Annotated in this window: 24 protein-coding genes and 2 riboswitches; of the genes, 15 read left to right on the top strand and 9 right to left on the bottom strand. The window is 68.3% G+C overall.

Features of this window, described 5'->3' with window-relative positions; translation table 11 throughout:
• Window positions 1-2: 2 nt before the first annotated feature.
• Genes ABIB26_RS17660 through mnhG form a run of 6 tightly spaced genes read left to right on the top strand, consistent with a single transcriptional unit; the run spans window position 3 to window position 6,566 of the window.
• A complete protein-coding gene (locus ABIB26_RS17660) occupies window positions 3-3,080 on the top strand; it encodes a Na+/H+ antiporter subunit A (RefSeq protein WP_354245973.1) in 3,078 nt (1,025 codons plus the stop codon).
• Window positions 3,077-3,694: a Na(+)/H(+) antiporter subunit C gene (locus tag ABIB26_RS17655; RefSeq protein ID WP_354245970.1), complete on the top strand. Its 618-nt coding sequence runs from the start codon at window positions 3,077-3,079 to the stop codon at window positions 3,692-3,694. Before ABIB26_RS17660 ends, ABIB26_RS17655 begins: the two co-directional genes overlap by 4 nt.
• A complete protein-coding gene (locus ABIB26_RS17650) occupies window positions 3,691-5,331 on the top strand; it encodes a Na+/H+ antiporter subunit D (RefSeq protein ID WP_354245968.1) in 1,641 nt (546 codons plus the stop codon). The genes ABIB26_RS17655 and ABIB26_RS17650 overlap by 4 nt, the downstream gene beginning before the upstream one ends.
• Window positions 5,328-5,873, top strand: a complete 546-nt coding sequence (locus ABIB26_RS17645) for a Na+/H+ antiporter subunit E (RefSeq protein WP_354245965.1) — start codon at window positions 5,328-5,330, stop codon at window positions 5,871-5,873. The genes ABIB26_RS17650 and ABIB26_RS17645 overlap by 4 nt, the downstream gene beginning before the upstream one ends.
• Window positions 5,870-6,148 carry an MrpF/PhaF family protein gene (locus ABIB26_RS17640; protein ID WP_354245962.1) on the top strand — a complete coding sequence of 93 codons (279 nt, stop codon included), beginning with the start codon at window positions 5,870-5,872 and terminating at the stop codon, window positions 6,146-6,148. The genes ABIB26_RS17645 and ABIB26_RS17640 overlap by 4 nt, the downstream gene beginning before the upstream one ends.
• A complete protein-coding gene (mnhG, locus tag ABIB26_RS17635; RefSeq protein ID WP_354245959.1) occupies window positions 6,138-6,566 on the top strand; it encodes a monovalent cation/H(+) antiporter subunit G in 429 nt (142 codons plus the stop codon). Before ABIB26_RS17640 ends, mnhG begins: the two co-directional genes overlap by 11 nt.
• 341 nt (window positions 6,567-6,907) lie before the next feature.
• On the opposite strand, the gene ABIB26_RS17630 is transcribed toward mnhG, so the two are convergent.
• On the bottom strand, window positions 6,908-7,171 hold the full coding sequence (locus ABIB26_RS17630; protein WP_354245957.1) for a DUF4235 domain-containing protein: 264 nt from the start codon (window positions 7,169-7,171) through the stop codon (window positions 6,908-6,910).
• A 184-nt stretch (window positions 7,172-7,355) separates the two neighbouring features.
• A riboswitch (TPP riboswitch) is annotated at window positions 7,356-7,500 on the top strand.
• Between the two features lie 67 nt (window positions 7,501-7,567).
• On the opposite strand from ABIB26_RS17630, the gene ABIB26_RS17625 reads away from it, so the two are divergent.
• The 4 genes from ABIB26_RS17625 (at window position 7,568) to ABIB26_RS17610 (ending at window position 11,977) form a co-directional block, all read left to right on the top strand.
• On the top strand, window positions 7,568-8,200 hold the full coding sequence (locus ABIB26_RS17625) for an ECF transporter S component (RefSeq protein WP_354245954.1): 633 nt from the start codon (window positions 7,568-7,570) through the stop codon (window positions 8,198-8,200).
• Entirely contained in the window at window positions 8,200-9,882 is a 1,683-nt protein-coding gene (locus tag ABIB26_RS17620; RefSeq protein WP_354245951.1) for an ABC transporter ATP-binding protein, read from the top strand. The genes ABIB26_RS17625 and ABIB26_RS17620 overlap by 1 nt, the downstream gene beginning before the upstream one ends.
• Complete coding sequence (locus ABIB26_RS17615; protein WP_354245949.1) at window positions 9,879-10,682, top strand: energy-coupling factor transporter transmembrane component T family protein; 804 nt, start codon at window positions 9,879-9,881, stop codon at window positions 10,680-10,682. The genes ABIB26_RS17620 and ABIB26_RS17615 overlap by 4 nt, the downstream gene beginning before the upstream one ends.
• 110 nt (window positions 10,683-10,792) lie before the next feature.
• Window positions 10,793-11,977, top strand: a complete 1,185-nt coding sequence (locus ABIB26_RS17610; RefSeq protein WP_354245946.1) for a glutamate--cysteine ligase 2 — start codon at window positions 10,793-10,795, stop codon at window positions 11,975-11,977.
• 51 nt (window positions 11,978-12,028) lie between these two features.
• On the opposite strand, the gene ABIB26_RS17605 is transcribed toward ABIB26_RS17610, so the two are convergent.
• From ABIB26_RS17605 to ABIB26_RS17595, 3 genes are read right to left on the bottom strand one after another with little or no spacing between them, the layout of a single operon-like run.
• Window positions 12,029-13,237, bottom strand: a complete 1,209-nt coding sequence (locus ABIB26_RS17605; protein ID WP_354245943.1) for an O-succinylhomoserine sulfhydrylase — start codon at window positions 13,235-13,237, stop codon at window positions 12,029-12,031.
• Window positions 13,238-13,657, bottom strand: coding sequence for a rhodanese-like domain-containing protein (locus ABIB26_RS17600; RefSeq protein WP_354245941.1), 420 nt, complete (start codon window positions 13,655-13,657; stop codon window positions 13,238-13,240).
• Window positions 13,654-13,986 carry a DUF1737 domain-containing protein gene (locus tag ABIB26_RS17595; RefSeq protein ID WP_502913700.1) on the bottom strand — a complete coding sequence of 111 codons (333 nt, stop codon included), beginning with the start codon at window positions 13,984-13,986 and terminating at the stop codon, window positions 13,654-13,656. Before ABIB26_RS17595 ends, ABIB26_RS17600 begins: the two co-directional genes overlap by 4 nt.
• Before the next feature lie 13 nt (window positions 13,987-13,999).
• Window positions 14,000-14,116: riboswitch (SAM riboswitch) on the bottom strand.
• A gap of 655 nt (window positions 14,117-14,771) precedes the next feature.
• Here ABIB26_RS17595 and ABIB26_RS17590 point away from each other — a divergent pair.
• From ABIB26_RS17590 to ABIB26_RS17575, 4 genes are read left to right on the top strand one after another with little or no spacing between them, the layout of a single operon-like run.
• Window positions 14,772-15,677 carry a PIG-L deacetylase family protein gene (locus ABIB26_RS17590; protein ID WP_354245938.1) on the top strand — a complete coding sequence of 302 codons (906 nt, stop codon included), beginning with the start codon at window positions 14,772-14,774 and terminating at the stop codon, window positions 15,675-15,677.
• The gene (locus tag ABIB26_RS17585; RefSeq protein ID WP_354245935.1) at window positions 15,674-16,618 is read left to right on the top strand and encodes an ATP-grasp domain-containing protein; all 945 of its coding nucleotides are present in this window, start codon (window positions 15,674-15,676) and stop codon (window positions 16,616-16,618) included. Before ABIB26_RS17590 ends, ABIB26_RS17585 begins: the two co-directional genes overlap by 4 nt.
• Window positions 16,605-17,900, top strand: a complete 1,296-nt coding sequence (locus ABIB26_RS17580) for a glycosyltransferase family 2 protein (RefSeq protein ID WP_354245932.1) — start codon at window positions 16,605-16,607, stop codon at window positions 17,898-17,900. The genes ABIB26_RS17585 and ABIB26_RS17580 overlap by 14 nt, the downstream gene beginning before the upstream one ends.
• Window positions 17,897-18,988, top strand: coding sequence for a hypothetical protein (locus ABIB26_RS17575; protein WP_354245929.1), 1,092 nt, complete (start codon window positions 17,897-17,899; stop codon window positions 18,986-18,988). The genes ABIB26_RS17580 and ABIB26_RS17575 overlap by 4 nt, the downstream gene beginning before the upstream one ends.
• Window positions 18,989-19,003: 15 nt before the next feature.
• On the opposite strand, the gene ABIB26_RS17570 is transcribed toward ABIB26_RS17575, so the two are convergent.
• Window positions 19,004-19,972 (bottom strand): aminodeoxychorismate lyase, encoded by a 969-nt coding sequence (locus ABIB26_RS17570; protein ID WP_354245927.1) that lies wholly within the window; start codon window positions 19,970-19,972, stop codon window positions 19,004-19,006.
• Between the two features lie 138 nt (window positions 19,973-20,110).
• On the opposite strand from ABIB26_RS17570, the gene cls reads away from it, so the two are divergent.
• On the top strand, window positions 20,111-21,586 hold the full coding sequence (gene cls, locus ABIB26_RS17565) for a cardiolipin synthase (RefSeq protein ID WP_354245924.1): 1,476 nt from the start codon (window positions 20,111-20,113) through the stop codon (window positions 21,584-21,586).
• Window positions 21,587-21,610: 24 nt separating this feature from the next.
• On the opposite strand, the gene ABIB26_RS17560 is transcribed toward cls, so the two are convergent.
• From ABIB26_RS17560 to ABIB26_RS17545, 4 genes are all read right to left on the bottom strand, one after another.
• Complete coding sequence (locus tag ABIB26_RS17560; RefSeq protein WP_354245921.1) at window positions 21,611-22,348, bottom strand: polysaccharide deacetylase family protein; 738 nt, start codon at window positions 22,346-22,348, stop codon at window positions 21,611-21,613.
• A gap of 99 nt (window positions 22,349-22,447) precedes the next feature.
• Window positions 22,448-24,574, bottom strand: coding sequence for a chorismate-binding protein (locus ABIB26_RS17555; RefSeq protein ID WP_354245919.1), 2,127 nt, complete (start codon window positions 24,572-24,574; stop codon window positions 22,448-22,450).
• Window positions 24,571-25,116 (bottom strand): low molecular weight protein-tyrosine-phosphatase, encoded by a 546-nt coding sequence (locus ABIB26_RS17550; protein WP_354245916.1) that lies wholly within the window; start codon window positions 25,114-25,116, stop codon window positions 24,571-24,573. Before ABIB26_RS17550 ends, ABIB26_RS17555 begins: the two co-directional genes overlap by 4 nt.
• A 113-nt stretch (window positions 25,117-25,229) precedes the next feature.
• Window positions 25,230-25,853, bottom strand: a complete 624-nt coding sequence (locus ABIB26_RS17545; protein WP_354245913.1) for a LysE family transporter — start codon at window positions 25,851-25,853, stop codon at window positions 25,230-25,232.
• Window positions 25,854-25,899: the final 46 nt, after the last annotated feature.

Genomic DNA, 25,899 nt, shown 5'->3' with positions numbered 1-25,899 from the left:
CAGTGATCACAGTCCTTGCCGTGCACTTTGCGGTGGCCGCTGTGGCGCCCTTGCTCTTCCGGAGGTTCGGCAGGAACTCGTTCTACGCCCTCGCGGCGGTGCCGGCAGCGTCGTTCCTCTGGCTCATCCTGCAGCACGGCGCCGTCTATCCGGACACCGGCACCCTGCACGCCGCCGGCGCGGCGGAGGTGCTGCCGTGGATCCCGGGGCTGCAGCTTGAGCTTGCCTTCCGGATGGACGCCCTGGCCTGGGTCATGTCCCTGCTGATCCTCGGCGTCGGGGCGCTGGTGCTCGTCTACTGCGCCCGGTACTTCAAGGACAAGGACGAGTACCTTGGCGGCTTCGGCGCACAGCTGCTGGCATTCGCCGGCGCCATGTTCGGCCTGGTCACCGCGGACGATCTGCTCCTGATGTTCATCTTCTGGGAACTGACCACCGTATTGTCCTACCTGCTGATCGGTTACGCCCGCACCCGGCTGTCGGCTCGCCGCTCGGCCCTGCAGGCCCTGATGGTGACCACCGCCGGCGGGCTGGCGATGCTGGTGGGCCTGATCATGCTGGGCTTCAGCGCCGGGACGTACCGGATTTCGGCCATCCTGGAGCAAGCTCCGGCGCTGGTCACGGGACCAGCCGGGGCGGCCGTGGGCACCGCCGTCGTCCTCATCCTGATCGGTGCGATCACCAAATCGGCCCTCGTCCCCTTCCATTTCTGGCTCCCCGGGGCCATGGCGGCCCCGACGCCCGTCAGCGCCTACCTGCACGCCGCGGCGATGGTGAAAGCCGGCATCTACCTCGTGGCGCGGCTCGCCCCGGGGTTCGCGGAGACCGCGTTCTGGCTGCCCGTGGTGCTGGGACTGGGACTGGCCACCATGCTCGTCGGCGGCTACCGCGCACTCCGCCAGACGGACATCAAGCTCATCCTCGCCTACGGCACCGTCAGCCAGCTCGGCTTCCTGACCATGGTGGTGGGACTGGGAAAACCCGATGCCGCCCTCGCCGGGCTGGCCCTGCTCATGGCCCACGGGCTTTTCAAGGCGACGCTCTTCCTCGTCGTGGGCATCATCGACCACCAGGCCGGAACCCGCGACATCCGCAAGCTTTCCGGCGTCTACGGCTCCGCCCGGGCGCTGGCCGTCGTCGCCGCGATCGGTGCGGCCTCGATGGCCGGCATCCCGCCGCTGGCCGGCTTCGTGGCCAAGGAATCCGTCTTCGAGGCCTTCGTCCACTATGGCAGCGACCCCGCCGCGGGCCCGTGGGGCCCGGTGCTACTGGGCGGACTGGTCCTCGGCTCCATCCTCACCTTCGCCTACAGCGCCCGCTTCATGTGGGGCGCCTTCGCCGTCAAGCCCGGCGTGGAGGCCACCCCGTTCAAGCCGGTCAAGCCGGCGTTCCTCGCCGCCCCGGCCGTCCTGAGTCTGCTGACCATCGTCTACGGGGTGTGGCCGGACCCGGTGGACGGCTGGATCCAGCCCTACGCCGCCCTCTTCCCGGGCGGGCCAGCGGACCACGCCGGTGCCGCAGCCGGCGCGGGTGGCGCAGCCGGTCATCTCTCGCTGTGGCACGGCTTCACCCCGGCGCTGGGACTGACCGCCATTACCTTCGCCCTCGGCCTGGCCATGTTTTACGGCCGCAACGCCGTGTCCCGTCTGCAGGGCCTGGTCCCCGGCTGGATCGACGGCGACCGCAGCTACCAGGCGGCCATCGGGGCCCTCGACGACGCCGCCGTCTGGGTCACCGGACGGACCCAGCGTGGTTCGCTGTTCTTCTACCTGTCCGTCATCCTCACCGTGGCATTCGTCCTCCCGCTCACGGCGCTGTTGATGGCCGGGAAGCCGCTGCCCGGCGAGCTCTACTTCATTGATCCGAACTCTCCGCTGCAGCTCGTGGTGGGCGCCGGCATCGTGATCGGGGCGCTGGCAGCCGTGCGCGCCAACAAGCGCTTCCTGGCAGTGCTGATGGTGTCCGTCACGGGCTACGGGATCGCGCTGATGTTCGCGCTGCAGGGCGCCCCGGACCTCGCCCTGACCCAGATGCTGGTGGAGACCATCGTCCTGGTCGCGTTCGTCCTGGCCATGCGGAGCCTGCCCGCCGAACTGCGGGACCGCACCGGCGGGAAATACCGGGTGGTCCGCGTCATCATCGGCGCCGCCTTCGGCCTCACGATGGTTTTCGTCGCCATCTACGCGCTGGGCGCCCGCGTGGCCGAACCGGTCTCGCTTGAATTCCCGAGGCTGGCCTACGAAGGCGGCGGAGGGCTCAACATTGTCAACGTGACCCTCGTGGACATCCGGGCCTGGGACACTTTCGGCGAGATTTCCGTGCTGGCCCTGGCAGCCACCGGGGTTGCCAGCCTCATCTTCGTCCGCGGCCGCGGGGACGGCATCCGGCCCTCGTCCACCGTCGCTGAGGGGACCGTGGGCCGCCGGAAGCCCAGCCGCGGCGCCGGGCGGGGCAACACCCGCGACGACGCCGCCCTGGCCATGAGCCGCCGCTTTGCCGCCTCAAGCCGCGACGCGTGGCTCGTTGCGGGGCGGACCCTGGCGCCGGAACGGCGCTCGATCATCTTCGAGGTTGTCACCCGGCTGATCTTCCACTCCATGATCGTGTTCTCGGTCTACCTGCTCCTGGCCGGCCACAACCTGCCCGGCGGAGGCTTCGCAGGCGGCCTCACCGCGGGCCTGGCCCTGACCATGCGCTACCTCGCCGGCGGCCGGTACGAGCTCCGCGAGGCGACCCCCGTCAGCGCCGGTGCCCTGCTGGGGATCGGACTCGCCACCGCCGCTGCCTCTGGCATGGCACCCCTGCTGCTTGGCGGCGAGGTGTTCCAGAGCGCCATCATCGAATTCTGGCTGCCGGTTTTCGGGAACATCAAGTTCGTCACGTCCACCCTGTTCGATATCGGTGTCTACATTGTGGTCGTGGGCCTGACGCTGGACGTGCTGCGCAGCCTCGGCGCGGAAATCGACGAGCACTTCGACGAGCACTTCGAAGAGCATCCGGGGGAACCGTCCGAAGACCAGGAAGCCGGCGGGGCCCCGGACCAAGCGGCCGCCGAAGCCACCGCCAGGGGGAAAGCATGAGTGTCAACGTGACCCTGCTGACGGTCATGGGAGCGCTGTACGCCTGCGGCATCTACCTGATCCTGGAACGCAGCCTCACCCGGGTGCTCCTGGGCCTCATGCTGCTGGCGAACGCCACCAACCTGCTCCTCCTCGCCACCGGCGGTTACGCCGGGCTGGCGCCGTTGTTCAGCAAGGACACCGGGGCGCGGGACTACAACGACCCGCTGCCGCAGGCGCTGATCCTGACCTCGATCGTGATCTCCTTCGCGGTCACGGCGTTCATGCTCGGCATCATCTACCGCACCTGGGTGCTGGCCCGCCAGGACGAAATCCAGGACGACGCCGAGGACCGCCGCGTCGCCGAGACGCCCAGCTTCGACGCCGAGGACGACTCCGTGATCCCGGCAGAGACCTCCGAATTCCCGCTCACCATGATCGGTTCGGACGGTGGCGGGATCTCCAACACCCCCGAAAGCAACACCCCCGGAAACAACACCGCCGGAAGCAACGCCCCCGGCGCCGCCACCGTCCAGGTGGCCGACCGCAAGCTCAACGCCGAGGACGCCGCCGCCGAAGAGCAGCCCGGCTCGCGCAACGTAACCCCACCAGGCCCGGAAGGAGGGGATAAGTGAACATCGCCAGTTTCGCTCCGCTCGCCGTCGTACTTCCCATCCTCGGCGCCGCCCTGACCTTCCTGCTGATCCGGCACTCCCGGGCCCAGCGGGCCGTCAGCATCACGCTGCTGTCCCTGACGCTGCTGCTCGAATGCCTGCTGCTTGCGTCCGTCTGGGAGGGCGGCACCGCGGCGGTGAAGATCGGTGGCTGGCTGCCGCCCTGGGGCATCGTATTGGTGGTGGACCAGTTCTCCTCGCTGATGCTGGTGGTCTCCTCCGCCGTGAGCCTCGCCGTGCTGGTCTACGCCACCGGTCAGGGCATGGCCGACGGCGACCAGGACGCCCCCGTCTCGATCTTCCACCCGACCTACCTGATCCTGGTTGCCGGGGTCTCCAACGCCTTCCTGTCCGGGGATCTGTTCAATCTGTATGTGGGCTTCGAGATCCTCCTGACCGCCAGTTATGTGCTGATGACGCTGGGCGGGACGGGGCCGCGGATCCGGGCCGGCGTGACCTACGTGGTGGTCTCGGTGGTTTCCTCGGTGCTCTTCCTGATCGCGATCGCCATGATCTACGGCGCCACCGGAACCATCAACATGGCCGACCTCGCCATCAAGCTCGCCGACGTGGACCAGGGCACGCGGAACCTGCTGCACGTCATGCTGTTAGTTGCGTTCGGGATCAAGGCCGCGGTGTTCCCGTTGTCCTTCTGGCTTCCGGACTCCTACCCGACGGCCCCCGCCCCGGTCACGGCGGTGTTCGCCGGGCTGCTGACCAAGGTGGGCGTGTACGCGATGGTGCGCACCGAGACGCTGCTCTTCCCGGGGGACACCTTCAATTCCCCGCTGATGGTCGCCGCCTTGCTGACCATGGTGGTGGGAATTTTGGGCGCCCTGGCCCAGAGCGACATCAAGCGACTGCTCTCCTTCACCCTGGTGAGCCACATCGGCTACATGGTGTTCGGGCTGGCGATGTCCTCGGTGGCCGGCCTGGGCGCCGCAGTCTTCTACGTGGTCCACCACATCACCATCCAGACCAGCCTGTTCCTGGTGACCGGCTTGATTGAGCGCCGGGGCGGGAGCTCCTCCATGGACCGCGTCGCCGGCCTGGCCAAGCTCTCCCCGGTGCTGGCCGTGCTGTTCTTCGTTCCCGCCATGAACCTGGCTGGAATCCCCCCGTTTTCGGGCTTCCTGGGCAAGCTGGGGCTCCTGCAGGCGGGCGTGCAGCTGGGCACCCCGCTGGCCTACGCCCTGGTAATCGGCGGAGTGCTGACCAGCCTGCTGACCCTGCTGGCGGTCGCGCGGGTCTGGAACCGCGCGTTCTGGCGCAAGCCCGAGGACGCCGAACACCCTGACCCGGTGCTCCTGGCCGCCCCGGAGGACTCGGCCACCGGGCACCGCGCGGGCAAACCCAACGTCACCCTGTTGCCGCGGACCATGGTGGGCTCCACCCTGGGCCTGGTGATCTTCGGCGTCGCGCTGACCGTCTTCGCCGGGCCGCTGTTCAAGGTGGCGGACCAGTCCGCCGCGGAGATGCTGGACCGCACCGCCTACATCCAGGCGGTCCTCGGCGGGGACGCGCCGGTGCCGGCACTGGCACAGCACGCACAGCAGCAGCCCCCGCAGCAGCCCGCACAGCAGGGCGTGCCGAAATGAGCCGGAAGCGGATCTCACTGCGGCAGGAACTCCCGCTGCTGGTCTGGCTCGTGATTGTCTGGGGCGCCCTCTGGCAGGACTTCAGTCCGGGCAACCTGCTTTTCGGCGCCATCATCGCCGTGGTGGTGGCCAGGCTGCTGTACCTGCCGCCGGTGGAACTCGGCGGCCGGTTCAACATCCTGCGCGCCGTCCCCTTTGCCCTGATCATCCTGGTCAAAGTCGTGGCAGCGAGCTTCCAGGTCTTCTACCTTGCCGTGGCCAAGGGCCCCAAGGTGATCAGCGCCGTCGTCGCCGTCCCGCTGCGGAGCCACTCGGACCTGCTGGTGACCGCCACCGGGCACGTGATCTCGCTGATCCCCGGCTCGCTCGTGGTGGAGGTGGACAGGTCCACGTCCACGCTCTACATCCACGGCATCAACGTCCGCAACGCGGACGATGCCGCACGATTGCGCAAAGACGTCCGCGACGCCGAGGCCGGGCTGATCCGGATCATGGGCACCAAGGACGAACTGTCCGCTCTCAACCAGGAGGTGAGCGCATGATGCAGCTCGTCCTGACCATAACCTCGGTGGTGCTGTCCCTGGCCGCCGCGGGGGCGATCATCCGGATCGCGAGGGGCCCTTCGCTGCTGGACCGGGTGCTCGCCGCCGACGTGCTGCTGGCCATCTTCGGGGCGGCGCTGTGCATCGACATGGCCGTGAACCGGCACCTCAACAACCTCATGCTGCTGGTCGCCGTGTCCATCATCGGGTTCGTCGGCTCGGTGACCGTGGCCCGGTTCGTCGCCGACCGGCGGGAGCACGCCCGTGAATCCTGAGACGTTCTCCGGCGATACCGTGATCGACGCCGTCTCTGCCGTGTTCATGGTGGTCGGCGCGCTGATGTCTCTCGGCGCGGCCGTGGGCCTGCTGCGCTTCCCCGATCTGATGAGCAGAATGCACGCCGCCACGAAGCCGCAGGTGCTCGGGCTGTTCCTGCTGCTCTGCGCGGTGGGCCTGCAGATGCGCACGTGGTGGGTGTGGCCGGTGCTCGTGGTGGCCTGGATCTTCCAGCTGCTCACCGTGCCGGTGTCCGCCCACATGGTGGGCCGGGCCGGTTACCGCACCAAGCACCTCCATCCGGAGCTGCTCAGTGCCGATGAGCTGGAGGCCGTGGTGCAGCAGGCCGCGGGCAAGAGCGGTTTCTCGGACGACGGCGGGGCCGCTGACGACGGCGGCGGTCGGGGCCGCCGGTGACCGGTGCTAGTAAGCATTTTCGTTAGTTCGCCCGGGTTCAGGTCCGGGCGGCGGGGTGGCCGGGCTTAAGGACATGCCCAGCGCCGGGGTCGGCGGATGGACATATTCCGATTCTGTCCGGACCCGGGCGCGAGGAATGGGCATGTCCTCCCGGAGAGTAGCCGATCCCCGCAGCGGAGCCACCCGCACTTGCCCCCGGGATACGGATCATGCCCCGCGCCGGGACCCGCGGATGGGCATATTCCGATTATGACCGGACCCGGGCGCGACGGATGGGCATGTCCTCCCGACCCGAAGAGGTCCTGGCCCTCCAAACCCCCGAAAATTAACGAAAATGACCGCTAGACGATGTCCTGGGTTTTGGCGAAACGGGTGATGGCGCGCTGGGTGCCGCGGTTGGCGAGGACCTGGATGATGGCGCTGACCGCGGCCGAGATCAGCGCGAAGGTCAGGGCCGAGCGCAGCGTGGTGGGGATGTCGTCGTCGTGGCCCTTGGGCGGCTTGTTGCCGGTGGACTTTTCCCAGACGGTGTCGACGAGCTTTGTGCCGACGAACCCGGCGAGCAGGCTGATGCCGGTGCCGAGCAGTTTGATGACGATGTTCATTCTTCGGACTCCTTGCGGGAGGGAACAGGGCTTCCCCCAGCCTAGCGTCCCGGCCCTGACGGAGGGACCCGGCCGCGCAGGCCGCGCCGTGCGGCGCCGGTCCCTCCGGCCCGGAATGTGACTGCTGGGCACGGGAAGCCGGTCCCGCCGGGTGTAAACTGGACAGTGCCCACAAGGGCGATTTTATATACGACAGGGGAGCGCCGCCGTCGGGCATCGCTGGAGGAATCCAGGGAAAACCACCGGTGGGCGCTGAGAGTGCGGACAGCCGCAGACCCTCGAACCTGATCCGGTTAGTACCGGCGAAAGGGAGTCGAGTTCTCAGAGTGCCCGGCAGGGCGGCGGAAGCCGTGGCCGGCCGGCGCACTCTCCCCTCCTGTTCCTCAGGAGGACGACATGACTGACATTTCTGCGAAGCAGATCCTCACCCGGCGCAGCTACAACTGGCGTGTGGTGGACATCGTGGTGGCCGCGTTGATCGCGGTGGCCGGCGGCGTCATTTTCTGGGCCTGGTCCCAGGGCGCCAACCTCATTTCCGCACCCGTCAACGCGTTCTACCCGCCGCTGACCGGGCTCTACGCCGGCGGCTGGATGATTCCCGCCGTGCTGGGCATGCTCATCATCCGCAAGCCCGGGGCGGCACTGTTCTGCGAAACGGTGGCCGCCACCGGTGAGCTGATCATGGGCTCGCAATACGGCACCACTGTCCTGATCTCCGGCGTGCTCCAGGGCCTCGGAGCCGAGCTCGTGTTCGCAGCGTTCGTCTACAAGAAGTTCAACCTGCCGGTTTCCCTGCTGGCCGGTGCCGGTGCCGGGCTGTTCGGCGCCCTGAATGACTCCTTCGCGCCATGGGGCTGGAACATCGCCTATGCCGCCGGGGACAAGCTCGCGTACATCATCTTCATGTCCGTCTCCGGCGCCATTATCGCCGGCGCCCTGTCCTGGCTCGCCACCCGGGGTCTCGCCAAGACCGGGGTGCTGAGCTCGTTCGCCTCGCGCAAGGCCGCCACGGAGCCTGTGTTCTCCTGATGCCGGCACACTGCCCGACATCTTCCGACGGCGTCCGCCCGGCCGCGGTCACGGCCCGCGGCTGGGGCTGGCGGCACGCCGGCCGGCCGCGGCCCGCAGTCAACGGGCTGGACCTGGACATCAGGCCCGGGGAGCGGGTGCTGCTGCTCGGGCCTTCCGGCGCCGGCAAATCGACGCTGCTCCACGCCCTGGCCGGGGTCCTCGGCGACAACGCAGCCGACGCCCTCGGCGACAACACGGCAGAGGATTCCGACGAGACCGGCAGCCTGCTGATCGACGGCGCCCCGCCGCGGGCCCGGCGCGGCCGGGCGGGGCTGGTGCAGCAGGACCCGGAGACGCAGGTGGTGCTCTCCCGTCTCGGTGACGACGTCGCCTTCGGGGCGGAAAACCTGTCCGTGCCCCCGGCGGAGATCTGGGCGCGGGTGCGGGAAGCGCTCGACGACGTCGGGCTGGGCCGGCTGCCGCTGGACCACCCGACCTCGGCCCTCTCCGGCGGCCAGAAGCAGCGGCTGGCGCTCGCCGGCATCCTGGCGATGCGGCCCGGGCTGCTCCTGCTCGACGAACCCACCGCCAACCTGGACCCCGCCGGCGTCCTGGAAGTCCGCGACGCCGTGGGCCGCTGCCTGGACAAGACCGGCGCCACGCTCGTGGTGGTGGAGCACCGGGTGGCCGTCTGGAAGGACCTTGTGGACCGGATCGTGGTCCTGCAGCCGGGATCCGCCACGGATACGGCCGTGTTGATCGACGGCCCGCCGGACCAGGTCCTGGTGCAGGCGCGGGACATGCTCACCGCCGCGGGCGTCTGGGTGCCCGGTTACGTGCCGCCGACCCGGGTGCGGGCAGCGTCTGCCGCGGGCTTGCCGGTCGCTGGCTCCGCAAAAGCATCCCTGCCCGGACAGCCCGACGCCGGGACCCTCCTGATGGCGGCCGACAACCTGGCGGTCTCCCGCGAACACCCCCGCCGATCCGGTCTGCGCAGGGGCTTCAGGGCCATCGCCCCGGTACCGGTGCAGTCCGGCCTCACAGCCCGGATCCGGGCCGGCGAGGCGCTGACCATCACCGGCCCCAACGGCTCCGGCAAGTCGACGTTCGCCCTGACCCTGGCCGGCCTGCTGGCGCCGGTGTCCGGCGCGGTCTCCGCCACGCCGGAGCTGAGCGCCGGCGCCGGGACCGATCCGTACCAGTGGAAGGCTCAACAGCTGATTGCCCGGATCGGTACCGTCTTCCAGGAACCCGAACACCAGTTCGTCACCGGCCGGGTGCTCGACGAGTTGATGTTCGGTCCCCGGCACCTGGGCCGGGGCGAAGAACGGGTGGACGAACTGCTGGAGCGGCTCCGGCTGACCGAACTGGTGGACGCGAACCCCTACACACTCTCCGGCGGCGAAAAGCGGCGGCTCTCGGTTGCCACCGTGCTCGCGGCCCATCCGCAGGTGCTCGTCCTGGACGAGCCCACCTTCGGCCAGGATGCCAACACCTGGGCCGAGCTCGCCTCCCTCCTCTCCGAACTCCTCGACGCCGGCACCGCCGTCGTGTCGGTAACCCACGACGCGGAATTCACCGCGGTCCTGGGCGGCACCCAGCTCAGCCTCCGCGCCCCGGAGCACCGGGAACCGGGCGATCGCGAGCCGGGCAGTCGCGTACCGGGCGATCGCGTACCGGGTCCGGTGCAGGCGCAGTGAGGGACGTCCTGAGCCTGCGCGGCAACCAGGCCCTGCTGACCCGCGCCAACCCGCTGGCCAAGTTCACCGCCGTCGTGCTGATCACCCTCGTGCTGGCGCTGTCCATCGACTGGGTTTCAGCGTCGGTGGCGCTGGCCTTCGAAGTGGCGCTGTTTCCGTTGGCCGGGCTGAGCCTCGCGCTGCTCTGGCAGCGCGGCTGGCCGTTGATCCTGGCCGCGGCGCTGGGCGGCTGGAGTACGGCCATCCTGGCGCCGGATAGCGGAAGAATACTGCTCGACGCCGGCATCTGGTCCGTAAGCGACGGTTCCCTTGAACTGGGGCTGGGCTTCCTGCTCCGCGGACTCGCCATCGCGCTGCCGGCGGTGCTGCTGATGAGCTGCACGGACCCCACGGACCTTGCCGACGCGCTGGCCCAGAACGCGAAACTGCCGCACCGATTCGTCCTGGGCACCTTGGCCGCGATGCGGCTCGTGGGGCTCATGGCCGAAGAGTGGCAGACCATCGGCATGGCGCGGCGGGCCCGCGGCGTGGGCTCGCGCGGCAACCCGTACCAGCGGCTCCGGTCCACGCTGGGGCAGAGCTTCGGGCTCCTCGTGCAGGCCATCCGGCGCGCCTCCCGCCTGGCCGTCACCATGGAGGCCCGCGGCTTCGGCGGCGCCCAGCGCACCTGGGCGCGGCCCTCCACCTTCAGCAGCCTCGACGCCTGGGTCCTGCTGGGCGGGCTCGGCATTGCCGCTGCCGCCGTCGCCGCGGCGCTGGCCGCCGGGACCTGGAATCTCGTGTTCCTCACCCGGCAATAGGAAGCCCGCAACGCAGCGGTGCGCGCCCTGCCCCGGAACCTGTCGCCGCGCGCGGAGTGACCCCGCGTTGGGGTAGCGCGCTTCCGCGGGTCCTGACGCACAATAGATTTATGCGCACCTTCGGCGTGGAGGAAGAACTGCTGATAGTGGACCCCGAAACGGGGATGCCGCTCGCCCTGGCCGACGTCATGCTGCCCAGCCTGGTCCCGCAGAAGCACGACGCCGGCCGGGTGGTCCCGGCGCAGGGGCCGGTCCACGAAGACGCCGGGTTCAGCCTCGAGCTCAAGCTGGAGCAGATCGAAACCCAGACGCAGCCGTGTCTGGGCTACCCCCAATTGCTCCAGCAGCTCAGGCAGGGCCGTGCGCTCGCGGACCGGGCCGCACGGGCACACGGCGGCCGCATCGCAGCCCTGGCCACGTCGCCGAGGGGATCCGCGACGCACACAACGCCGTCGCCGCGGTATGTGAGCATGCAGGAACGCTTCGGGCTGATCGTCCGGAACCAGCTCACCTGCGGGTTCCACGTCCACACGTTGGTGGAATCCCCCGAGGAAGGCGTGGCGGTGATGGACCGGATCCGGGACAAGCTGGCCGTGCTGATAGCCCTCAGCGCAAATTCCCCGTACTGGAACGGCGCGGAGACAGGGTTTGAAAGCTACCGCACCCAGGCGTGGAACCGCTGGCCGGGCTCGGGTCCCACGATGATCTTCGGCAGCCTGCCGGTCTACCGGCGGGTGGTGACCCGGCTGGTGGAAAGCGGTGTGCTGCTGGACGAGGGGATGATCTATTTCGACGCCCGGCTGTGCAGGCACCATCCCACCGTGGAGGTCCGGGTCGCCGACGTCTGCCTGCGGGCCGACGACGCGGCGCTGATCGCCGTGTTGGTGCGTGCCCTGGTCGAATCGGCCTGCCGGGAGTGGAACGACGGCGTTGAACCAGCCCCGGTGCCGACGCTGCTGCTGCGGATGGCCGCCTGGCAGGCCAGTAATGGCGGGCTCCGCGGCCAGCTGCTGGACTTCGGGACCTTTACGCCCGCGCCGGCGGCGGATGTGGTCCACGCCCTCGTGGACTATCTGGCCCCGGTCCTGGCGGAGCAGGCGGAGCTGGAACTGGTCCACGAGGGCATCGCACGGATCCTCGCCGAGGGAACCGGTTCGCAGCTGCAGCGCCGGCCGTTCCGGGAAGGCGGGCTCGCCGCCGTCGTCGACCGGGCCGTCAAGGTGACCATGCTGGGCTCGGCGTCCCGGGATCCCGCGCACCAGCCGTCGGCCCTGGGGCGGGTGCGCCGGGCCTGACTGAAGAGACGCTGCCGCGGGATGCCGTCCCGCGGAAGGAAGAATCCCCGGTCAGACCTGTTTGAGCGCCTGCCCGAGATCGCGGATCAGGTCCTCGACGTCTTCCAGGCCCAAGGAGAGCCGCACCACGCCGTCGCTGAGCCCGATCGCCGCGCGGCCGTCCGGGCCCATGGCGCGGTGCGTCGTCGTGGCGGGGTGCGTGATGAGGGACTTAGAATCGCCCAGGTTGTTGGAGATGTCGATGATCCGCAGCGCGTCCAGCAGTGCGAACGCGGCTTCCTTCGCGGAGCGCCCGGGGGACGGGGAAAGCTCAAACGTCAGCACAGTGCCGCCGGCCTTCATCTGCTGGGCCGCGAGCTCGTACTGGGGATGGGACGGCAGGAGCGGGTACTTGATCCAGCTGACCGCGGGCTGCCCCTCGAGCCACTCCGCCAGCCGCAGGGCGGACGCCGAGGAATGGTTCACCCTCAGGGCCATGGTCTCCAGGCCCTTGGTCAGGACCCACGCGTTGAAGGCGGAGAGCGCCGGTCCGGTGTGCCGCATAAGCTGCTTGACCGGGCCGTCAATGAACGCCTTGGTGCCCAGGATCGCGCCGCCGAGCACCCTGCCCTGGCCGTCGATGTGCTTGGTGCCGGAGTAGACCACCACGTCCGCGCCGAGGTCCCCGCAGCGCTGCAGCAGGGGGGTGGCAAAGACGTTGTCGACGACGACGGTCGCGCCGGCGGCGTGGGCCAGCCCGCTCACGGCGGCGATGTCCACAATCTCCTGCATCGGGTTCGACGGCGACTCGAAGAAGACCGCCGTCGTCGGCTCCGACAACGCCACGCGCCACTGCTCCAGGTCCGGCCCGTCGACGAAGACCGTTTCCACACCCCAGCGCGGCAGGATTTCGTTGAGGATCACAAAGCAGGAGCCGAACAGCGAGCGGGCGGCGACCACACGGTCCCCGGTGCCCAGCAACGCGCCGAGCGCGGTGAACACCGCGGACATGCCGGACGCCGTCGCAAAGCACGCCTCGGTGCCCTCGAGCAGCCGGAGGCGTTCCTGGAAGGTCGCGACCGAGGGGTTGCCGTAGCGGGAGTAGACGAAGCGCTCGTCCTCACCGGTGAAGGCGCGCTCGGCGGCGGCGGCGGATTCGTAGACGAAGCCGGAGTTAAGGAAGATCGGCTCGGTGGTTTCCTGGAAGCCGGTGCGGTCAAGTCCGCCCCGGACGGCCTGGGTGTCGGGGCTCCAGCCGGCGGCGTCGGGATTGAAAGTCACTTAGTTCTTCCCGAGGTTGGTGGGCAGGCCACGGTTCTTCCAGCCGTTGACGGTCCGTTCGCCGTAGCGGTCCGGCTCGCCCTCGAAGCCCTCAAGGACGTTGTAGGAGGTGAAACCGGCCTCGGTGGCGGCGGTTGCGGCGGCAATGGAGCGGGCGCCGGAACGGCAGAGGAACACCAGCTCGGCACCGGCATCCTCGGGCGCCTGCTGCTTCAGCTGCTTCACGAACTGCGAATTGGGGATGCCGCCGGCCAGGCTCCACTGGATGAAGAGCGGATCGTTCCGCTTTTCGTTTGCGGATGCCGTGTCCGGGATGCCGATGTGGGCCCATTCCGCCTCGGTGCGGACGTCCACCAGGATGGCGCCCGCCTCCAGCTTGGCCCAGGCCTCCTGCGGGAACAGGTCTCCGGCGTAGCTCACGCGTGGCCCTCGATGGTCTCTTCGTAGCCGAAACCGTCAGTTCCCAGGCCGTCTACCGCGTCGGCGACGGCGGCGTCCGCACTGGCAATTGCGGCCGGCAGGATGACGGCCTGGGCGACGATGACACTGCTGCCGTTGAAGGCGGCGGAGGGGCTTCCGTGCAGCACGTAGCCTTCGGCCAGCGCCGCCGAAACCCGCTCGCAGAAGGAGCGGTCGTCGGGACCGGTGAACAGGCGGTAGGCCAGCTTTTCCTCGGCGGCCGCGCCGGGGACGGCGGCGGACGGGGCGGGTGCTGTGCTGGGGACAGCGGGGGCGGATGCGTCAGGCACGACGGTACTCCTTCTTTCAGGCTTGCAGCTCGAATGGGTCGATATGCCGAGTATTCACCTGAGGCACCCCGCCGCGAAAGGGGAGGGTTGCCGACCGGCCAGTCAGGGCTTGGCACCGGTTCTCATGACTCCCCAAAAACGTAACACTTACGACGCCGGCCCGCACCGCCGCCGTCGTCATGTTAAGTCACGGACCCCGGCCAGGGTTCCTCAGGTGGTGCAACACAAGGAATTCCGGTCGAAAGATGCCTCATTTGTTCCCGAATAGTAGTCCTTGAATCCCGGTTATTTAGCCGGCAATTTCCAGCCGGCGCCCAGTTGATCGTTCCTAGTTGCCTGGTACGGGAACCTTTGACTCTGCCAAAGGCCCAATCCGGGTAGTCGGCATATGAGATGCGAGTACTACCTGCGCCGGCCATTAATTAACTTAGATGAGGTTTCAAGTAGTGCCTACTCGGGTCTACTGATAGGCCTCTCGCGTTTACTGGAAGAGCAAGTCCAAGGTCTCCAGAAAGTCTCAAGAACATGTCACGCAACACGCCGGGGGGCTATTGCGCTGCGCTACATAAGCGCCGGTCAATGCCCAGAAGTTCTCGCACAACCGATCACGGCTGCGCCTGGCGCCGGGATGTGCCCTGCCGGAGATCCCACGGGCTGACTCAAGAAATGGCCCTACTCCCGTCCCCAAGGCCTGGCCCGTTTGTGCGGCCGGATCTGAAGATCCAACAATTTAACCCGGCCCAGCATTGGGGCGCCGGCACTTCAACCAAGGAATTGGATTTCTCATGGTCTCAATTTATGTTTTGCTCATTGTTTTCCTGATCACTTTTGTGGTCGCCGCCGCGCTCGGCCGGTCCTTGTTTCACCGCCGGCTGCGCCGTCCCGAGCTGTTGCGCAGGATTTTCCTCATGGTTGGCTCGATGCTGCTGGTGGCAAATCTGGCCTGCTTTATCCTCGACGCTCCGGAGTTCTGGCGGACTGCCAACTTCACCGCGACAGTTGGAGCCCTCGCGTCCCTGGGCGTTGCCACGACGGCGTTGCGCACCGGGGGAGTCCCGGCCCGCCAGCCCCGCAGGGTTCTGGCCATCGGCGCCCACCCTGACGATCTCGAACTGGCCTGCGGCGGGACCCTGGCCAAGTTCGTCGACTCCGGACATGAGGTGCAGGGACTCGTCATGAGCGATGGCAAGCGTGGCGGAGACGCCCTGGAGCGTTCGCTGGATGCCCAGCGCGGCGCGGCCTTCATGGGCCTTTCCGGCATGAGCCACCACAATTTCACCGACACGGAGCTGAACCGGCACGGCCAGGAAATGGTCGGAGTCATTGAGGCCGCAATTGCACGCTATAACCCGGACATCATCCTCACGCATTCCAACCATGACCAGCATCAGGATCACCAGGCCGTCCACATGGCCACCCTGCGGGCCGCCCGCCAGCATCACTCGATCCTGTGCTACGAAAGCCCGTCGGCGACGCGCGAATTCAACCCCAGCGTGTTCGTCGACATCGACGACTACGTGGATGCCAAGATCCAGGCCGTCAAAATGCACAGCGACCAGCTCGCCAAGCCGTACATGACGGCCGAGCGGGTCCGCGGCATCGCCTCGTTCCGCGGGGGACAGGCGAGGCGCAGGGTCGCCGAAGCCTATGAACCCGTCCGCCTCCTGAGCACGGAAATGGAAAAGCTGTGAAGCCCCGCGTGCTGGTCACCGGCGCCGGAGGCCCCGCTGGCCGCGCCATCGCGGCGCAGCTCAAGGCCCGCGGCATTCCCGTACTGGGCACCGACATCCGGGAGCTCCCCGCCGGGGCCGGCCTCACCGTCGTTCCGGTCCCGCCGGCCTCGGACCCGGATATGGTTTCGGCGCTCCGCAGGCTGGTGGTCCAGGAGGGCATCAACCTGGTCATCCCCACTGTGAGTGAGGAACTCCCGCAGCTTGCGGCGTTCCGTTCCGCGTTCGGGGCCGACGTCCGTGTCATCATCGGCGACCCGGGTCCGGTGGCCCTCGCCAATGACAAGCTCTTCACGGCCTGGCAGCTGCACTCGGCCGGGGTCCCCGTGCCGAGGTTCGGGGTGCCCAGGGACTTCGCCGACGCCGACGCCGCCATGGCTGCGCTCGGCGGCCCCATAGTCGTCAAGCCCCGGGTTTCCCGCGGCGGGCGTGGAGTGATCGTCATCGACGGCAGCGAGGAGGTGGACTGGCACCACCTGCCGGAGGGCCAGATTGTCCAGGAGTTCATCCCGGGCGCCGAATACGGCCCCATGGTCTTCGGAACGCCGGCGCACAACGGCACCGCACCGTTCGTCGTCGTCGTGGAGAAGACCGAACTGGCGCAGGGCAACGTGGGCAACGCCGTGACCACCCGCCGCGCCGTAGCGGGCGAAGCCATTGACGTGGGCAACGTGGCGATGGCCGCCGTCCGCTCGCTGGGCCTCACGGGTCCGGTCGACGTCGACGTCCGCCGCCGTGCTGGCGGGACCCCGGTGGTCCTCGAAATAAACGCCCGGTTCGGCGCGAACAGCGAACGCGCCCCCGAACTCCTGGACGCCGTCCTGGCGTCGTTCGCCCTTCCATCCTTCAACCCAGCGTCCTTCCGGCAAAGCACAGGAGCGTACGCCAATGTCCTGGTTTGAATCCGCCTCCGCCTCAGCGGTCCCGGAGGCCGAGTTCCTCCTGCTCCTCATTGGGCTGCCGATCCTGGTGTTCGGGCTCATGAAGCTGCTGGTGCTGCCGCTGTCCGTCTGGTTTGAACTCCGGGCCGTCCGGCGCCGCCGCCGCGAAGCGCCCACCCTGCTCGATGATTGGCCCAGCGTGTCGATCATTGTCCCGGCTTTCAACGAGGCGACCGTCATCGAGAACTGCGTCCGCTCCATCCAGCTCACCGGGTACGACCGCTACGAGGTGATCCTCGTGGATGACGGTTCCACGGACAACACGGCCGAGCTGATGGCAAGCCTGGCCGCTTCGGATCCCCGGATCACGGTCCTCGCGCAAGCCAACTCGGGCAAGGGCGCCGCCCTGAACCTGGGCATCCACAAGGCCACCGGCGACGTCCTCATGTTTGTCGACGCGGACGGGATTTTCTCCAGGAACACCGTCAAACGGATGCTCCAGGGCTTCGCGGACAAGCGCACGGGGGCTGTCTGCGGCGATGACCGGCCGGTGAACCTTAACCGGGTCCAGACGCGGTTGCTGGCCTTCATCAGCCATGTCGGCACCGGGATGGTCCGCCGGGCCCTGACCATGATCGGCTGCCTCCCCATAGTCTCCGGCAACATCGGGGCATTCCCTCGCCGCGTCCTGGCGGAGATCGGACCGTTCCGAGAAGACACGGTAGGCGAGGACCTGGAGCTCACGTGGCGGGTGCACAAGGCCGGCTACCGGGTGGTCTTCGCTCCGCGGGCGCTCGTCTATGCTGAGTCGCCGTCAACCATCCGTGCGCTCTGGCGCCAGCGCGTCCGCTGGGCACGCGGGCTGCTGCAGACCATGGGCGTCCACAAGGGCATGATCGGGAACCTCCGGCACGGCCAGTTCGGTGCCTACCTGCTCTTCAACACCATAACCATGGTGGTCCTCCCGGTGCTCCAGATCATCGTGCTCCTGGACCTGGTCTTCCTCGTGGCACTGGGCCGTAGCCCGCTCGGCGCCGACGCCTGGGCGGTCCTTGGTTGGCTGGGGCTGTTCATCACGTTGCTGCTCACAGTGTTTGCCCTGGCCATGAACAGGGCGTGGAAAGACCTGCGGCATGTCTGGGCGCTCCCGCTCATCCCGCTCTATTCCGTATTCACGAGCCTGACCATGGTGGCCGCGCTCGTCCAGGAACTCCGGGGCAAGGAGGCTCACTGGAACAAGCTCACGCGGACCGGAGTCGTCAGTGTCACCGCGCCCGCCCCGCGCGCGGAGGTCAACGTTTGAGGCGCGGACCGGCCTTCCTCCCCGCCCTGGCGCTCCTGTCCGTGCTGGCGCTTGCCGCCACAGGGTGCGGGGAACCGCGCGAAGCGACTGCGCCCGCCGCGGAGCGCACGGTCGGCGTCGGCTACGAAACCGTGGTCGATGCCGCCTCCACCCTGCCGGCCCTGGCCAAGAGGCTTGACGAGGTGAACGCCAACAGCGTCACCATTAGCGTCGGGCGGCTGGACTGGACGGCGTTCCCCTGGGACGCCCACCCCGAGATTGAGGCTGTCCCCGGCCGGGACCACGTGGCCGAAGCGATCAAGGCCCTCGGCATCGGCGGCGATGGCAAGAAACGCAGGATCACTCTGACCATCGACTTGCTGGTGCCGGGCTGGATCAGCACCAACCCCGGCGTGGCCGGCGTCAACTTCGACGGCACCCGGTCCAAAGACTTCGCAAGCGTCACCGCCCTCACGACCGGACCCGTCGGGGAGCGGCTCGTGGACTTCGTGGCCGAGGTGACCGCGCGGTACCAGCCGGACGCCGTGGCCCTGACGGAACTGATGTTCGACAACAACACCTACGGCGGCGACGACCGCGATTCCTACAGGCTGGCCAGCGGCGCCCCGGACTGGCCGCGGCTCGCGAACGGGAACATCGACGTCGAACACCCCAGCATCGGGTCCTGGCGGTCGAAGTCGGTGGCTGGCCTAGTGGCCAAGGCGACGGCGGCCGCGCACGCCAACGGTGCCACCCTCGACATGGACGTCCGTGCGCCGTGGCACGATCCTTCCGGCGACAGGCCGGAGAGCGGCCATGACTACAGGCTGCTCGCCGCGGCCGCGGACCGGCTCGTCGTGTGGAACTACTTCGCGCTCAACGACGCCGCACCGGCGTACTCCGCCGAGCTGGCCAGCGCCATGGCGAAGCGGTCCGGCAAGTTCGCTATCTCGATAGGGATGTGGGCCAAGGACGGCAGTGTCTCCGCCGCGGACCTGGCGAGCGGGCTGCAGGCTTCCGTCGCCGGCGGAGCGGCCGCCGTCGCCGTCACACCGTCCAGCATGCTCGACGACGACGCCTGGCGCGCGCTCAAAAAAGCCTGGGCCTAAGCCTCCGAGCGCCGGCTACTCGATGGTGGCGTAGAGCACGTTCAGCTCGGCCGTGAGCTGCTTGCGCAATTCCGGAGTGCCGATCTCCTTGCCGTCCAGGTGGTTGACCGGCGCCAGCAGCCGGATGCTCGAAATCAGCCACACGGCATCGGCGTCGAGCAGGTCTTTCGGCTCCAGCGGTCCGTAGCCCAGCTCCCAGCCGGCAGCCTTGGCGGCGGCGAACAAGGCGCCCTGCGAGGTTCCGGGCAGGATGCCGCTGTCCAGCTGGGGTGTGATGAGCCGCCGGACCGTGCGGATGCCGCCCTCGCCATCGTCGGAGGTTTCCAGGTGCGCCAGCAGGACTGTCGACGTCGGGCCCTCGAGGACCCTGCCGTCCGCGGAGGTGAAGATGACATCGTCGGCGCCCCGATGGTGGGCGTAGCGCAGCGCTGCCATATTGACGGCGTAGGAGAGGGTCTTGGCGCCCAGGAGCAGCCAGGGGGCGCGCTCGCCCACCTCGCTGTCGTAGCCGCGGTCCAGGAGGATGACGTCGATCCCCGTCGCGCGCTGGCGGTGGCCCGCGGCGGCGGGAGCGGAGGCCTGGACCCAGCAAGTAGGCCCGCCCCCGCCCTCGACGCCGCGCGTCACGAGGAGCTTCACCACCAGCTCATCAGCAGGAGCCGTGTCGTCCGCCGTGGCGGGCACATGCTGGCTCCGGTACTCGCTGATCGCGGTCTCAATGGCGCGCCGCCACTGGTCCTCCGCGGGAATGTCCAGCTCCAGCAAGCGGGCGGACCCGGCCAGACGGCTTAAATGGGCCTGCAGCTTCCTGGGCCGGCCGCCCACGGCGAGGAGCGATTCAAAGACGCCGTCACCGCGGGTGGCTCCCTGGTCCGTGGCCATCAACTGCGGCTTGGACGCGTCTGCGATGCGGCCGTCTTCGAACTCGGGATCAAGGAAGACCAGCACCGTCGCCGGGCCGGGAACTGGGGCAGGAGAAGTCATGGTTTCAGCTTAGTTCCCGAGGGGCGGTCGTCCCGCCGTGGCGGGGGATTTCATGTCCGTGCGGCGTGCCTCGGATAGGATTTGCACGTTGCCCGTTCCGGAACTGTTCCGCGGGTCTGGAGCTTGAGGGGTTCGCCTGTGCTGTGGCCATTTCCGCTGGCGGGGACGCTCCCGTCCTGGGCCATTCTCATTGTGACCGTGATCGACCTCGCCATCCGCGTGCTAGCCCTCGGCATCATCCCCGGAAACCGCCGGCCCACCACCGCCATGGCGTGGCTGCTGGGCATCTTCTTCGTCCCGGCCCTGGGCCTGGTGCTGTTCCTGCTCTTCGGCAACTTCCGGCTCTCCCGCAAGCGCCGGGCGCAGCAGGAGGCGGTGAACACCCGGGTCCGGGCGGGCACCTCGGAGCTGGCCAGCCAGGAAAGCCGCTACGACGGCCCGGAATGGGTGGCCTCCGCGGCCGAGCTGAACAAGACCCTTGGCTCGCTGCCGATGGTGGACGGCAACAGCGTGGAGCTGCTGCCCGGCTATCCGGATTCCATCAGGGCGATGGCGGCGGCGGTCCGCGAGGCCAAGGACTTCGTCAACGCGGAGTTCTACATCATGAGCAGCGACCACGTCACGGACGATCTTCTGACGGCCCTCGAAGAGGCGGCCGAGCGCGGCGTCGAAGTCCGGCTGCTCTTCGACCACCTCGGCACGCTGCGGATCAAGGGCTACGGCAAACTGATCGCCCGGCTCAAGGCCAGCAAGATCCGCTGGCGGCCCATGCTACCGCTGCGGCCCGTGCACGGGCAGTGGCGCCGGCCGGACCTGCGCAACCACCGCAAGATCCTGGTGATCGACGGCGAGATCGCCTTCACCGGCTCGCAGAACCTGATCGAGCCCTCCTACAACAACCCGCGGCACCGGAAGATCGGCCGCGAGTGGGTGGAGCTGATGGCCTGCCTGCGCGGTCCGATCGTCACGACGCTCAACGTGGTCTTCGCCACCGACTGGCTCAGCGAGACCGACGAGTCGCTCGAGGACCAGCTCGCGCACCGGCCCGAACTGCACGCTGGCAGCATCACGGCCCAGGTGGTGCCCAGCGGCCCCGGCTTCATCACCGAAAACAACCTCCGGCTCTTCAACACGCTGATCTACTCGGCGCAGCACAAGATTTCGATCTGCAGCCCGTATTTCGTCCCGGACGACTCCCTGCTCTACGCGGTGACGACGGCGGCGCAGCGCGGCATCGACGTCGAACTGTTCGTCTCCGAAAAGGGCGACCAGTTCCTGGTCCACCACGCCCAGCAGTCCTATTACGAGGCCCTGCTGGAGGCCGGCGTGCGGATCTACCTGTACAAGGCTCCGTTTGTGCTGCACGCCAAGCACTTCACCATCGACGACGAGGTGGCCGTCCTCGGCTCCAGCAACATGGACATGCGCTCCTTCTCGCTGAACCTGGAGGTCTCGGTGATGCTCCTGGGCGAGGACATCGTGCAGAGGGTCCGCGCCGTGGAGGACACCTACCGGGAGATCTCGCGCGAGCTGGTGCTCGAGGACTGGATGAAGCGGCCGATGCTGGTCAAGTACGTGGACAACGTCGCACGGCTGACCGCCACCCTGCAGTAGTAATCCACACCATCCGTTGAGCCACTAGCGAATGTGGAAGGTGGCGTAGCCGCGGTAGATCAGTGCCGAGCGGACGCCGGGCAGCGCCTCCAGGGTATGAAGACCGGTGCCGTGCATGAGGATGACCCCGCCCGGGTAGACGCGTGGGGTAGTCGCGTCGCCATACTGGACCCGCTGGATGATGGTCGCCGCCGACGATCCATCCCAGTCCCGGGTGTCCACCGTCCAGAAAGCGGGCCTGCAGCCGGCTGCCGCCAGGGCGTCATAGACGTTCAGGCTGAAGGCGCCCGCGCCGTACGGTGGCCGGCACAGCTTGGGGGTGGTCGTGGGAACCACGCTTCCGGAGCGGCGAACCTCATCGTTGATCTGGGCGGAAGTCATGCGGGAGTAGTCGCGGTGGTCGTAGCTGTGGTTTCCGAGAAGTTGACCGGCGTTGACCAGCTGCGACTCGTAGCCGGGATGCGCCAGCATGCACTGGCCCGTGAAGAAAAACGTGGCCTGGATGTTGTATGCCGTCAGCCAGGCCAGCATCCCCGTCAGCCTTGCTGGCGTGGCGCAGTCATCAAAGGTGAGACGGACCGTGGGCCCGTTGTAATAGAGATGCAGGATGTTGTATTGCTCGGCGGCTGTGATTCCCTGCACCTGCGGAAGCGGCGGCATCGGATCGCCAGCGGCAGACGACGGCATCGGGGCAAGGGCCATGCCGAGGAAAGCCAAAACGATGACGAGGATGGAACGCAAGGACTTCCGGGATGGCATCATGATTTCCCCTGGGAACGGAATCCTGAAGGACCACGCTGGCAGGGCGCGGCCGCACCATAGTTTTAGTGGACTGGTGGCACAAATGCAACGGGTGGATGCTCAGCCGGACGGGAAGTCTGCGCCGAGCGCCGAGAGGACGCCGAAGGCCTTGGTCCGGATCTCCTCGTACTCCTCCTGCGGCGAGGAATCCGCCGTGATTGCGCCGCCGACGCCGAGGCTCAGCTCCGCTCCGCCTCCGCCGTCCGCGCCGCCGTCGGCGTTGACCACCAGCGTCCGGATCGCGACGGCGAGGTCGGTGGCCCCGTTGAGTGAGAAGTAGCCGATCGCGCCGGAGTACACGCCCCGGGGTGCGCCTTCCAGCCGGTCCAGGATGGCCATGGTGCTGACCTTCGGGGCGCCGGTCATCGACCCCGCGGGGAAGCAGGCCGCCACGGCCTCGGCCCGCGGCGTCCCGGGCCGGAGCCGGGCGTCGATGGTGCTCACCATCTGGTGCACGGTGGCGTAGCTTTCGATCGCGCACAGCCGGCTGACCGACACGGAGCCCGGCACGGCGAAATGGCTCAGGTCATTCCGGAGCAGGTCCACGATCATGATGTTCTCGGCGCGGTCCTTGGGCGAAGACTTGAGTTCCTGCCGCAGGGCTCCGTCCCGCACCGGGTCGGCGTCCCGGCGCCGGGTGCCCTTGATCGGCTCGGCCCGCATCCCGCCGTCGGCCATGATGCGCAGGAAGCGCTCGGGCGAGGTGCTGGCCACGCTGAGTCCCCCGAAGCGCAGGTAGCTGGCGAACGGCGCCGGGTTACGGCGCCGCAACGCGAGATAAGCCGGCCAGGGATCCAGCGCGCCGGCCGGCACCTTTGCCGTCAGCACGGTGGTGAGGCAGACCTCGTAGCTGTTGCCTTCGGCGATCTCATGCTGTGCCTCGGTGATCTTCGACTTGTAGGAGACCTCCGAGTCCCGCGCGGCAAAGTCCAGCCCGGCAGAGTCCAGCCTGGCGGAAAGAACGACGTCGTTGCTGCCGCCGGCCGGCACGGTCGCCGTGGCTGGCACCGTGGCCGTGGACGTGTCCGCCACGGCCGCTGCCACGGCTGACCGGGCCGCCGCCAGCCACTCCCGGGCCTCGGGCGTGTCCAGGACAAGCAGCCATACCGTACCTTCAAGATGGTCCAGCACGACGGCGCGGCCGGCGAAGAGCAGGCAGGCGTCGGGGGTCGCCGAGGCAACATCGCTGCCGCCGGTTTCCCGCTTGAGCTCGTAGCCGAGGTAGCCGAGCCAACCCAGGGTGAACCCGCACGGGTAGTCCTCGGGAACGCGGAGAGCCCGGCGCCCCCAGACGCCGTCGAGCCAGCGGAAGAACGGTCCCTCAGTTTTTACGGTGGCATTTCCGACGCTCACGCAGGTCTTGCCGGAGCTGTGCCGGACCGTCTGGCCGAAGCGGCCGCCGTCGTCCGCCAGGATGCTGAAGCGGCTCCGCTCTGCCGCCGCTCCGTCCCGGGCCACGCCGGAGAGTCCCGGTTCTTCCGGCTTGAGGGAGGAGTCCAGCCAGACCGCGTTGGCGGAGCGGCCGAAGAGGCGCTCGAACAGCCTGACGGCGTCCGGCTCGGCGTCGATCCGTTCGGTGTGGAGCTGGAGGCCGCGGCGGGCCGCGAGCTCAGGCAACAGCACCGGGGCAAGAGCGGGCAGGTACTGCAGGGACTGCAGCACCTCCTCGGGGGCGGCGCCGTCCGCGAGGTTGAGCACGCGCACCGCGGCGTGCGCCGGAACATCGTCCGCGGCCAGCCATTCCTGCTCCTGGGCGGCCCACTGGTCCCAGTAGGGTTCGTAGCTTTCGCCGTCGCGGGCGAGCGCCCGGCTGCGGCGGTCCTGGTCCGGGGAGTCCGCCCAGACCACCGCGTCAAGGAACGGACGGGCGGCTTCGGCCGCGGCGCCGACACCTTCCACCAGGACGATCTCGGCGGGCTGGGTGGTGCGGGTTTCGCCGTCGTAGTGCCGGTTCCAGTCCCAGCTGACCCAGTCGGCGGGTTCGCCATGGTGCAGCGGTTTCAGGACCGTGGAGACGTAGCGTTCAACTCCTGCGGCGAGCCCGTTCCAGCCGGGGTAGATGTCCTCGAGGTGGAACAGGGAGACCTTGTGGTGCTCACGGAGCCGGGCCGCGAGTTCGATCGCGAGAGTGGTCTTTCCTGCGCCGGACCGTCCGTCGATGGCGATGATGACGGGTGCGGGGCTCATGAAATAGAGCGTACCCGCTGCTCCGGCCGCTGCCGTTGCGCCAGCTGGGCGCGGACATGCCCCACGATGCCGGGAATTGCGGCGTGGATCAGGTTCCAGGTGGTGTCGAAGTCCGCGTGTCCGCCGTACCAGGGATCCTCGATGCCCTGGTCCAGGGGATCCTTGCCGGCCACGGCGGGATCGAAGCTGCGCAGCATCCGGATCTTGGACAGCGATTCGCGGTCCGGTGCCGCCTGCCGCAGCCAGCCATAGTGGTCCACGTCCAGGGCAAGGATCAGCTCGCGGCTCTGGAACCATTCCGGCCGCCATTCACGCGCCGTGTGGTGGTCTGAGGAGATGCCGTGGCCCAGGAGCGTGCGGGCGGCACGGGGATCGATCGGCCGGCCGGCCTCGTAGGCAGTTGTACCGGCCGAGTCCACGACGGCGCCGGCGAGACCCTCGGCGGCAAAGTCGTCGGCCAGCATCAGCTCGGCCATCGGGGACCGGCAGATGTTTCCGGTGCAGACCGCGATGATCCGGTACGGGCTCGACGTTGAGGTCATATTGCTAAGCATGAATGATGCGGGCGCCTCTTGGCTAGCCGGCCTCCGTCAATATTGCAGACTCAGTCAATGAGTTTTACTAAGTTGTCATTTTCTGACGTGGGGCCCGGGCGCTAGTGGATCGACGCCAGCATGATGCCCACTGCAACGAACAAGGCGCCGAATGTCCTGTTAAGGATCCTCTGCCCGCGGGCGTCGTGCGTGAACCGCTGGAAGGACGTGGCCGCGGCGGCGAAGAAGAACCACATGACGAGGATGTCGATCACCACGACGGTGAGGGACAGGACCAGGTACTGCGGGAGCAACGGCTGCTCCGGACGGATGAACTGCGGCATGAACGCCAGGAAGAACACGATGGCCTTGGGGTTCAGGATGTTCACCCAGAGGCCACGGCGGAACATGGAGAATGCCGGCTCGTTGCGCAGCGCGGCAGCCTTCTCCTGGTCCAGATCGGGCTGGTGCAGGAACTGCCGGACGCCCAGGTAGACCAGGTAGGCAGCGCCGGCGTAGCGGATGACGTTGAACGCCACCGGCGAGCTCGCCACGAGGACCCCGACGCCCAGGGCCACGATCAGGATATGCACAATGAGTGCGGCCTGCTGGCCGAGGATGCCCCAGAACGAGCGGCGGAAGCCGGAGTTCAGCGAGTTGCTCATGGTATTGATGGCGCCCGCGCCGGGAGTGAAGCTGATCAGGACGCCGGCGCCTGCGAGGGCCAGCCAAAGGGAGGGTTGCACTGATTCAGTTTACTGCCGAAGGCGTGCCGGATTCCGCGGCCGTGCT

Source organism: Arthrobacter sp. UYEF20, assembly GCF_040546335.1.
GTDB lineage: Bacteria > Actinomycetota > Actinomycetes > Actinomycetales > Micrococcaceae > Arthrobacter.
Note: the sequence above shows the minus strand (reverse complement) of the source record. Positions and strands in the feature narration are given on the sequence as shown.

Coding starts and splice junctions, on each gene's coding strand:
- ABIB26_RS17610 (WP_354245946.1), top strand. CDS start 10,793: ATGCGCACCTTCGGCGTGGAGGAAGAACTGCTGATAGTGGACCCCGAA.
- ABIB26_RS17560 (WP_354245921.1), bottom strand. CDS start 22,348: ATGATGCCATCCCGGAAGTCCTTGCGTTCCATCCTCGTCATCGTTTTG.
- ABIB26_RS17590 (WP_354245938.1), top strand. CDS start 14,772: ATGGTCTCAATTTATGTTTTGCTCATTGTTTTCCTGATCACTTTTGTG.
- ABIB26_RS17645 (WP_354245965.1), top strand. CDS start 5,328: ATGAGCCGGAAGCGGATCTCACTGCGGCAGGAACTCCCGCTGCTGGTC.
- ABIB26_RS17655 (WP_354245970.1), top strand. CDS start 3,077: ATGAGTGTCAACGTGACCCTGCTGACGGTCATGGGAGCGCTGTACGCC.
- ABIB26_RS17625 (WP_354245954.1), top strand. CDS start 7,568: ATGACTGACATTTCTGCGAAGCAGATCCTCACCCGGCGCAGCTACAAC.
- ABIB26_RS17550 (WP_354245916.1), bottom strand. CDS start 25,116: ATGACCTCAACGTCGAGCCCGTACCGGATCATCGCGGTCTGCACCGGA.
- ABIB26_RS17620 (WP_354245951.1), top strand. CDS start 8,200: ATGCCGGCACACTGCCCGACATCTTCCGACGGCGTCCGCCCGGCCGCG.
- ABIB26_RS17570 (WP_354245927.1), bottom strand. CDS start 19,972: ATGACTTCTCCTGCCCCAGTTCCCGGCCCGGCGACGGTGCTGGTCTTC.
- ABIB26_RS17555 (WP_354245919.1), bottom strand. CDS start 24,574: ATGAGCCCCGCACCCGTCATCATCGCCATCGACGGACGGTCCGGCGCA.
- ABIB26_RS17580 (WP_354245932.1), top strand. CDS start 16,605: ATGTCCTGGTTTGAATCCGCCTCCGCCTCAGCGGTCCCGGAGGCCGAG.
- ABIB26_RS17630 (WP_354245957.1), bottom strand. CDS start 7,171: ATGAACATCGTCATCAAACTGCTCGGCACCGGCATCAGCCTGCTCGCC.
- ABIB26_RS17640 (WP_354245962.1), top strand. CDS start 5,870: ATGATGCAGCTCGTCCTGACCATAACCTCGGTGGTGCTGTCCCTGGCC.